Annotated in this window: 6 protein-coding genes; 5 read left to right on the top strand and 1 reads right to left on the bottom strand. The window is 63.8% G+C overall.

All coding sequences use genetic code 11. The features are described from left to right. Positions 1-286: 286 nt before the first annotated feature. Positions 287-1,351: a polyamine ABC transporter substrate-binding protein gene (locus AC0L2C_RS18240; RefSeq protein ID WP_128168655.1), complete on the bottom strand. Its 1,065-nt coding sequence runs from the start codon at positions 1,349-1,351 to the stop codon at positions 287-289. A gap of 237 nt (positions 1,352-1,588) precedes the next feature. Between AC0L2C_RS18240 and AC0L2C_RS18235 the strand changes: the two genes are divergently transcribed. From AC0L2C_RS18235 to AC0L2C_RS18215, 5 genes are all read left to right on the top strand, one after another. After that, on the top strand, positions 1,589-2,527 hold the full coding sequence (locus AC0L2C_RS18235) for a GntR family transcriptional regulator (RefSeq protein WP_473524058.1): 939 nt from the start codon (positions 1,589-1,591) through the stop codon (positions 2,525-2,527). Between the two features lie 17 nt (positions 2,528-2,544). Next, a complete protein-coding gene (locus tag AC0L2C_RS18230; protein WP_128173658.1) occupies positions 2,545-3,828 on the top strand; it encodes a glycosyltransferase in 1,284 nt (427 codons plus the stop codon). 37 nt (positions 3,829-3,865) lie between these two features. Then, positions 3,866-5,218: a glutamine synthetase family protein gene (locus AC0L2C_RS18225; RefSeq protein WP_473524057.1), complete on the top strand. Its 1,353-nt coding sequence runs from the start codon at positions 3,866-3,868 to the stop codon at positions 5,216-5,218. Then, a complete protein-coding gene (locus AC0L2C_RS18220) occupies positions 5,218-6,510 on the top strand; it encodes an NAD(P)/FAD-dependent oxidoreductase (RefSeq protein WP_287248337.1) in 1,293 nt (430 codons plus the stop codon). The genes AC0L2C_RS18225 and AC0L2C_RS18220 overlap by 1 nt, the downstream gene beginning before the upstream one ends. 163 nt (positions 6,511-6,673) lie before the next feature. Continuing rightward, positions 6,674-7,705, top strand: coding sequence for a BMP family protein (locus tag AC0L2C_RS18215; protein WP_287248341.1), 1,032 nt, complete (start codon positions 6,674-6,676; stop codon positions 7,703-7,705). The last annotated feature ends 43 nt before the right edge of the window (positions 7,706-7,748 follow it).

The following is a 7,748-nucleotide window of genomic DNA, read 5'->3' as shown; positions in this document are numbered from 1 at the left end:
TTTTGTGTTTTCACCCCCGCCCCCCCCCCCGCATGCCCACCCTATTTCCCCCGCTCTTTGGGGGGAACGCCCACCTCTCCCCGAGGGGAGAGGAGGTCGCCGACCTTGGCGTCAGCCTCTTCTCCCCAGCGGGGAGAAGGTGGCCGCGAAGCGGCCGGATGAGGGGGTGCTGCGCCGGAGATTGGCGAGCGGCTGCAAGCCAGCCGATCTCCCCCCTTGAGGGGGAGATGGCCGGCAGGCCAGAGGGGGGCGTGAAGGAACGCAAGCCTGATTCCAGATGCCGAAACTACTGCGCCGCCTTGATCTCGCTGACGATCTTCGAATAGTCGCGCTGGGCGTCGCCGACGTCGCGCAACTGCTCGAACTTGACCAGTTCGGCCACAGGCATGTTCATATTTGGGAATTTGGCGAGGAAATCCGCCGGCAGGCTTTCCATAGCCGGCTTGTTCGGCACCTTGTAATCGATGTTCTGAGCCGCCCAGGCGTGGTTCTTGGCGTCCAGCATGAAGTTGATGAACTGGAAGGCGGCGTCCTTGTTGGCCGATGCCTTCATCACCACCATCGTATCGACCCACAGGTCCGAGCCTTCCTTGGGTATGGTGTATTTAATCTGCGGATTCTCGGCGATGCCATAGTTGCACCAGCCATCCCATGCCTGCACCATCAGCGCCTCGCCCGAAACCAGCTTCGAATAGAAGGTGGTGTCGTCATAGGCGAGCAAGGTCTTCTTGGCCGAGATCAGCAGGTCCTTGACCTCGGCGAGCTTGGCCGGATCGGTTTCGTTGACCGAATAGCCCTTGGCGAGCTGCCCGGCGGCAAGCAGCCAGCGGTCGGTCGCCAGCATCGTGGTCTTGCCCTTGAGCGCCTCGGACGGGGCGAGAAGATCGTTCCAGCTGGCCGGCTCGGTCTTCACCAGATCCGAGCGGTAGCAGAGGCCGGTGGTGCCCCAGGTGTAAGGCACGGAAAAATTGTTGCCGACATCGTGCGGCAGCTTGGCCGCCTCAGGATAGAGATTGGCGAGATTGGGGATCTTGGCGTGGTCGATCGTCTCGATCAGGCCGAGATTGTTCAGCACTTCTGCGAACGGCGAGGAAACGAAGACCACGTCATAGCCCTTGCCGCCCGAAGCAACGAGCTTGCCCATGATCTCCTCATTGGTGGCGTGAACGACGACCTCGCCGGAAACGCCGGTCGCTGCTTTGAAGGCGGCCATGACGTCCGGCGCCATGTAGCCGTCCCAGTTGGAAATGACGAGGTCGGCGGCGGCCGCCGGCGCCGACAGCGCCATAGCGAGGCCAAGCGCGATCGCGGAAGTTTTTAACGAACGGTGCCGCAGGGTGGTGGCGGTCATGACAGACTCCCATTCTGGTTGATCGTCGAATTCAATCAATCGTCGGACCAGCTTGCGACCATGCCGCCGCTTCGATCCTGTTCCCCGGTCTTTTTATTGCCGATTGAACCCACAGTACTATTGCAGAAAAAAGTACGTCAATCCATAATTTGGAAAATCGCCGCGAAATCCAGCCGATCGCGCCCGCAAGGGCAATTGGTAAAACCGCAGCGGTCGAGCCCGTTCACGAGAAACGCCATGCAAGCCGTTGCCAGACGCCCGCGCACCAATCATCTTGATCTCGCGCAGCGCATTCTCGATGTAGCCCGGCAGCGCGGTTTCGAGGCCGGCGCCCATCTCCCGGAACAGCAGATCGCCTCGCTCTGCAACGTCTCGCGGACCCCGGTGCGGGCCGCGCTGCGCCTGCTCACCGAAAAAGGCGTCGTGCGATGGGAAGCCGAATCCGGCTATCGGCTGGCCGTTGACCTCACCAAGCAGGCGACGCTTGCCACTGACCTGCCAAGCGCCGAGGAGGACGAACTCGCGGAGATGATCCTGCGCGATCGGTCGGCGCGTCGGTTGGATCAGACGGTGACCATCGGCGCGTTGATGCGGCGCTACAGTGCCGAACGAAGGACAGTACTAAAAGCGCTAAAGAAACTGACAGACGAAAATCTTCTGGATCGCGCACCCGGACAGTCCTGGCTGTTCAGGCGAGCGCCAGACGATCCGGAGGCACAAGGGGAAAGCTATGAGTTCCGCCTGATGCTGGAACCCGCCGCCATTCTGGCGCCTGGCTTTCGGCTGGACGGGACCCGCGCGGCAGCGTTGCGCCAGGGCATGGAGGCGCTGCTGGCGCTGCCCGACGCCACATTCGTTATCAGAGAGTTCCAGCGGCTGGACATCGACTTTCACGGCCTAATCGCCGACGGCTCCAGCAACCGGTTCGTCGCCGACGCGCTGTCGGACCATCTCAGGCTGCGCCGGCTGCCGGGGACCTATGCCGGCGTCAACGTCTTCCGGCTGAAGCAATCGCTGCGCGAGCACCTGACCATACTCGACCAACTGGAAAGCCGGCAGTATGAGGTTGCAGCCGATCTGCTTCGCGTCCATCTGCGATTGTCCCGCAGCCAGCGACCGCAGGCGGCCAGTCGCGGCGCCCCCGCGTTGTTCGGCATGATCAGCCGGCCGGATTGACGAGGACCACGAGAACAGTGACGCGCAAAACCAGCCCGACTATCGCGTTGTTTCCCGAAGCGAGCTTCGGTGCCGCGCTCAATTGCGTCGGCATCGCGCAGGCCTTGCGCGCAAGGGGTGCGCGGCCGGTGTTCATCTGTCACGCCGGCTTTTCCGGCGTGTTCGCCGACTACGGGTTTCAGGAATACCAGTTGCCGACCGACGATCCGCTGACCGACAGCGAACGCCAGAGCTATTGGCAGGCCTTCGTGCGCCGGCATCTGCCGCATTTCAGGCTGAGCCCGATCGACCAGCTCGAAACCTACGTCGCCCCGACCTGGCAAGCGATCGTCGATACCGCGGTCAATGCCGAGGCGCCGCTGCGCAAATTGCTGACCCGGTTGAAGCCGGACGCCGTGGTGCTCGACAACGTCGTCATGTTTCCAGCACTTGCTGCCGCCGGTTGCCCATGGGTGCGCGTCGTCTCCTGCGCCGAGACCGAGCTGCCCGACGCCGATGTACCGCCCTATCTGTCCGGTCTCGCCGCCGACGACCCCGGTCGCGCGGCCTTCGAGGCGCGCTACCTGGCAGCCGTCGCCCCGGCACATGACCGGTTCAACCGGCTTCGGACCGACGCCGGCCTTGCGCCCTTGCCGGAGGGGCTTTTTCTCGAAGCTTCGCCCGATCTCAATCTGCTGCTGACCCCAACCATCGTGCGCAGGCAGCGCGCCGAGCCGCTCGACCCGGCCCGCTTCGTCTATCTCGAAGGCTGCGTCCGTTCGGAAGGGCCGTTCGACGTGCCGGTCTTTCCACGCAATGACGGGCCGCTGGTCTATCTCAGCTTCGGCAGCCTGGGCGCGATGGATGTCGGGCTGATCGAGCGCATGCTCGCCGTGTTCGACCGGCTTCCGGCCCGCTTCATCGTCAATGTCGGCGGTCTGCGCGACAGCTATCGCGCGGTTCCGGACAATGTCTATCTCGACGCCTGGTTTCCGCAACCGTCGGTTGTCGCCAAGTCCGATCTCTTCATCCATCACGGCGGCAACAACAGCTTTTGCGAAGCGCTGCGTTTCGGCGTGCCGTCGCTGATCATGCCCTATTGCTGGGACGGGCACGACAATGCGCAACGCGCCGAGGAAACCGGCGTCGGCCGCTACCTCAGCCGCGATGGCTGGAGCGACGACGAACTGGAACAGGCTATCCTTGGCCTAATGGCCGACGGCGAGATGCGCTTTCGCCTCAAGGAGAATGCGGCCACCATGGCGCGGGCGCCGGGAACTGACGCCGCCGCCGAAGCCATTCTCGCCCTTGCAAGGACGTGACCTGATGCTCAACACCACGACAACGGATGCACCGCAAATGACCCCGACGGACGATCCGAAGCGATGGCTGGAGCAGCAGGGGATCAGGGAAGTCGAGTGCCTGGTGCCGGACGTGAACGGCGTCTTGCGCGGCAAGGCGTTGCCAACGGCCAAGTTCCTGAAGTCGCTCGAAGACCGCGCGCTCTACCTGCCGAGCAGCGCCTTCCTGGTCTGCATAGACGGCCGCTATTCCGGTTCCAACGACGAGGGCTTCGCCTATCAGGATCCCGACATGCGGATGGTGCCGGATGTCGCGACGCTCTGCCTTGCGCCCGGCGCTGGAGCTGAAAAGGCCTATGTCTTCGCCGATGCGTTTCACATGGACGACCGGCCGTGGATGGCCTCGCCACGTCATGTGTTGAGGGCCGGGCTCGATCTCTATCACCAGCGCGGCTGGCGGGCAGTGGTGGCGCCGGAGCTCGAATTCTACCTGACCGCGCCCAATCCCGATCCCGATCGGCCGTTGATCGCGCCGGTCGGGCGCAATGGCCGCTCCGAAACCGTGCAGCACCCCTATGACATGGCGGCGCTGGAGGAATTCGAGCCGGTGATCCAGCGGCTCTACGACTATGCCGCAAAGGCCGGGCTGCCGCTCGATACGCTGATCCACGAGTCAGGCACGGCGCAGTTGGAGATCAATTTCCTGCATGGCGACGCGCTGCCGCTGGCCGACAAGGTGCTGCTGTTCAAGCGGATGACGCGCCGGGCCGCGCAGGATAATGGCATGCATGCGACCTTCATGGCCAAGCCGATCGCCGCACAAGCCGGCAGCTCCATGCATCTCCACATGTCGGTCATCGACGAGGCCGGGAATACGCTGTTCGCCGGGCGTGACGATGCCGACACCGAGATGTTCGGGCATTTCATCGGCGGCCTGCAGAAATACATTCCGGAGGTGATGCCGCTGTTTGCGCCGAACGTGAATTCGTTCCGCCGCATCCGGCCGAACCACAGCGCGCCCGCCAACATCGAGTGGTCGCATGACAATCGCTCCTGCGGCCTGCGCGTGCCGGCCGGCGGGCGGGCCGCACGGCGGGTGGAAAACCGGCTGCCCGGCGCCGATGCCAACCCCTATCTGGCGATGGCCGGCTCGCTGCTCTGCGGCTATCTCGGCGTCGAGGAAAAGCTCTCGCGTTCGCCCGAGGCATCGGGCAACGCCTATCGCAGCAAGAGCACGCTGCCGAAAACCATGGAGGAGGCGCTCGACCGTTTCGCCGCCTGCAGTCCGGTTCGGGACTTGCTCGGCGAGGATTTCGTCCAGACCTATTTGCGCGTCAAAAGCGTCGAGCTCGACCTGTTCCAGAGCGTCGTCACCAGCTGGGAACGCGACCACCTGCTGCTCAAGGTCTGATGATGGGCTTCAATTCCGGCCTGGACATCGGCAGATCCTACTATGTCGCGACCGCCAATCCAGCTCCTGATCATCCGGCGGCGCTGCAGGCCGACGTCGACGCCGATCTGGTGGTGGTCGGCGGCGGCTGCACCGGCTTGTCCGCAGCCCTTCATGCCGCCGAGCGCGGGCTGAAGGTGGTGCTCCTCGAAGGCGGCAAGATCGGCTGGGGGGCGTCGGGGCGCAATGGCGGCCAGATCATTCCAGGCCTGCGCAAGGGCGCCAAGGGCCTGGCGAAGCTTTATGGGCCCGAACGGGCGCGGGCGCTTTTCGATCTCGCCCTCGAGGCGCGCGGGCTGGTGCTCGACCTGATCGAGCGCCATGCCATCGATTGCGACCTCCGGCTCACCGGCCATCTGGCCGGTGCGATAAACGGCTCCGACCTGCGCGATCTCGAGGAAGAGGCCGAGTGCCTTGCCACAGTAATGAACTTTCATGACGTCGAGATGCTGTCGGCGGCGCGGGCGCGTGAAATGGTGAACACGCCCTATCACGGCGCCATGTACGAGAAGCTCGGCGGCCATATGCATCCTCTGAACTACACGCTGGGTCTTGCTCGCGCCGCGGCAGCGGCAGGCGTCACCATCCACGAGAATTCGGTGGCGCTGCGGCTGGAGCGGGAACCTTCCATCCGGGTTTCCACGGCCAAGGGCTCGGTCCGGGCCCGGCATGTCGTGCTGGCCGGCGACGCGCTGCTTCAGGGGCTCGAACCGCGCGTCAACAGCCGCATCATGCCGGTCGGCAACTACATCATCGCGACCGAGCCGCTGGACGACACCAGCGACGTCATCCCAAGCAATGCCGCCGTTTCCGACACACGCTTCGTCGTCAACTACTACCGGCTGTCGGCGGACGGCCGCCTGCTATTCGGCGGCGGCGAGCGCTACACGCCGTCGCCGCCCGCCGACATTGCCGGCTTCGTGCGGCCGCATATGGAAAAGACCTTTCCGCAATTGCGCGGCCGCCGCATCGAGCATGCCTGGGGCGGGCTGGTCTCGGTGACGACATCGCGCCTGCCGGATGTCGGCCACTATGGCGAGGTCTATTTTGCGCATGGCTATTCAGGCAAGGGCGTGATCCTGTCGACGCTGTCGGGCAAGCTGCTTGCCGAGGCGATCACCGGCGATCCGTCGCGGCTCGATCTGTTTTCGACGCTGAGGCCAATGCCGTTTCCCGGCGGTGCCGCCCTGCGCGGCCCGCTCTATGTGCTCGGCATGCTCTGGTACGCCATGCGCGATCGCATCAAGCATTGAGCAAGTGATCCACTGCCGCCGTGGTTTTGCGACGGAGGGCGGCAACGCAGCTTCGCGACAAATTTGACCATGTGGACAAAGGTCGGACGCCGTTCCATAGTTCCCTCGCCTGATATCCAAAGAAACAGCCGGCTCGACAGGGCGCCAATCAGAGGGGCATGCAATGGAAAACGGGAAGAGCAAAATCCAGTCGAAACGCGAAGGACTTTCGCGACGCGATTTGCTGGAACTCGGCGCGCTCGGCCTGGCGGCAGCCATGCTGCCGGGCCAGGTCTTGGCGCAGGACAAGAAGCTGAAGGTGGCGGCGATCTTCGCCACCCCGACCGAGGAGCCATGGGTCCACCAGATCCATGTCGCCCTGCAGAGGGCCGAGAAGGAACTCGGCATCGAGTACAAATGGTCGGAGAAGGTGCAGACGGCCGATTTCAGCCGTGTGATGCGTGAATATGCGCAAGGCGGCTATGAGCTGGTGCTGGGCGATGCGTTCGCTGCCGAACGCGAATCCCGCCGCACCGCCAAGCAATTTCCGAAGGTCGCCTTCCTGTTCGGCTCCGGCGCCGGGCCGGCCGAACCGAATTTTGCAGTCTTCGACAATTGGATCCACGAGCCCGCCTATCTCTCCGGCCTGATCGCCGGAAAGATGTCGAAATCAGGCACGATCGGCGCCGTTGCGGCGATGGGCATTCCGGAAGTGAACCGGCTGGTCAATGCCTTCTTTGCCGGCGCCCGCGAGGTCAATCCTGACATCAAGAGGAAGGTCGCATTCATCGGCTCCTTCTTCGACCCGCCCAAGGCCAAGGAAGCGGCTATCGCCCAGATCGACGCCGGCGTCGACGTGATCTATGCCGAACGTTTCGGCGTCATCGAAGCGGCGGTCGAGAGGAAGATCCTCGCCATCTCCAATATGTCCGACCAGTCCAACCTCGGCCCGGATACGGTGATCACCGGCCCGGTCTGGGACATGTATCCGACGGTCGAGCATGCGATCAAACTGGTCAAGGCCGGCGTCTTCACCGCGCAGGATTACGGCGATTTCTCGCGCATGGCCAAGGGCGGCTCCTTTCTGGCGCCCTATCACAAATTCGACAAGACGCTGCCCGCCGACGTCAAGGAGCTGGTCGAGAAGAAGAAGGCCGAAATCCTCGACGGCAATTTGCGTGTCGTCGTCGACGAGAACACGCCGGTTTCGGATTGAGCGGCGCAGCCCTCCCCCTTGAGGGGAGGGTGCCGAGCGAAGC

It is taken from the genome of Mesorhizobium sp. WSM4845, from assembly GCF_055811455.1.
The sequence above is the reverse complement of the archived record's forward strand: the minus strand, read 5'-3'. Positions and strand labels throughout refer to the sequence as shown.

Excerpts from the sequence above, each read along its gene's own strand:
- AC0L2C_RS18240 (WP_128168655.1), bottom strand. The coding sequence starts at position 1,351 with ATGACCGCCACCACCCTGCGGCACCGTTCGTTAAAAACTTCCGCGATC.
- AC0L2C_RS18235 (WP_473524058.1), top strand. The coding sequence starts at position 1,589 with ATGCAAGCCGTTGCCAGACGCCCGCGCACCAATCATCTTGATCTCGCG.
- AC0L2C_RS18225 (WP_473524057.1), top strand. The coding sequence starts at position 3,866 with ATGACCCCGACGGACGATCCGAAGCGATGGCTGGAGCAGCAGGGGATC.
- AC0L2C_RS18220 (WP_287248337.1), top strand. The coding sequence starts at position 5,218 with ATGATGGGCTTCAATTCCGGCCTGGACATCGGCAGATCCTACTATGTC.
- AC0L2C_RS18215 (WP_287248341.1), top strand. The coding sequence starts at position 6,674 with ATGGAAAACGGGAAGAGCAAAATCCAGTCGAAACGCGAAGGACTTTCG.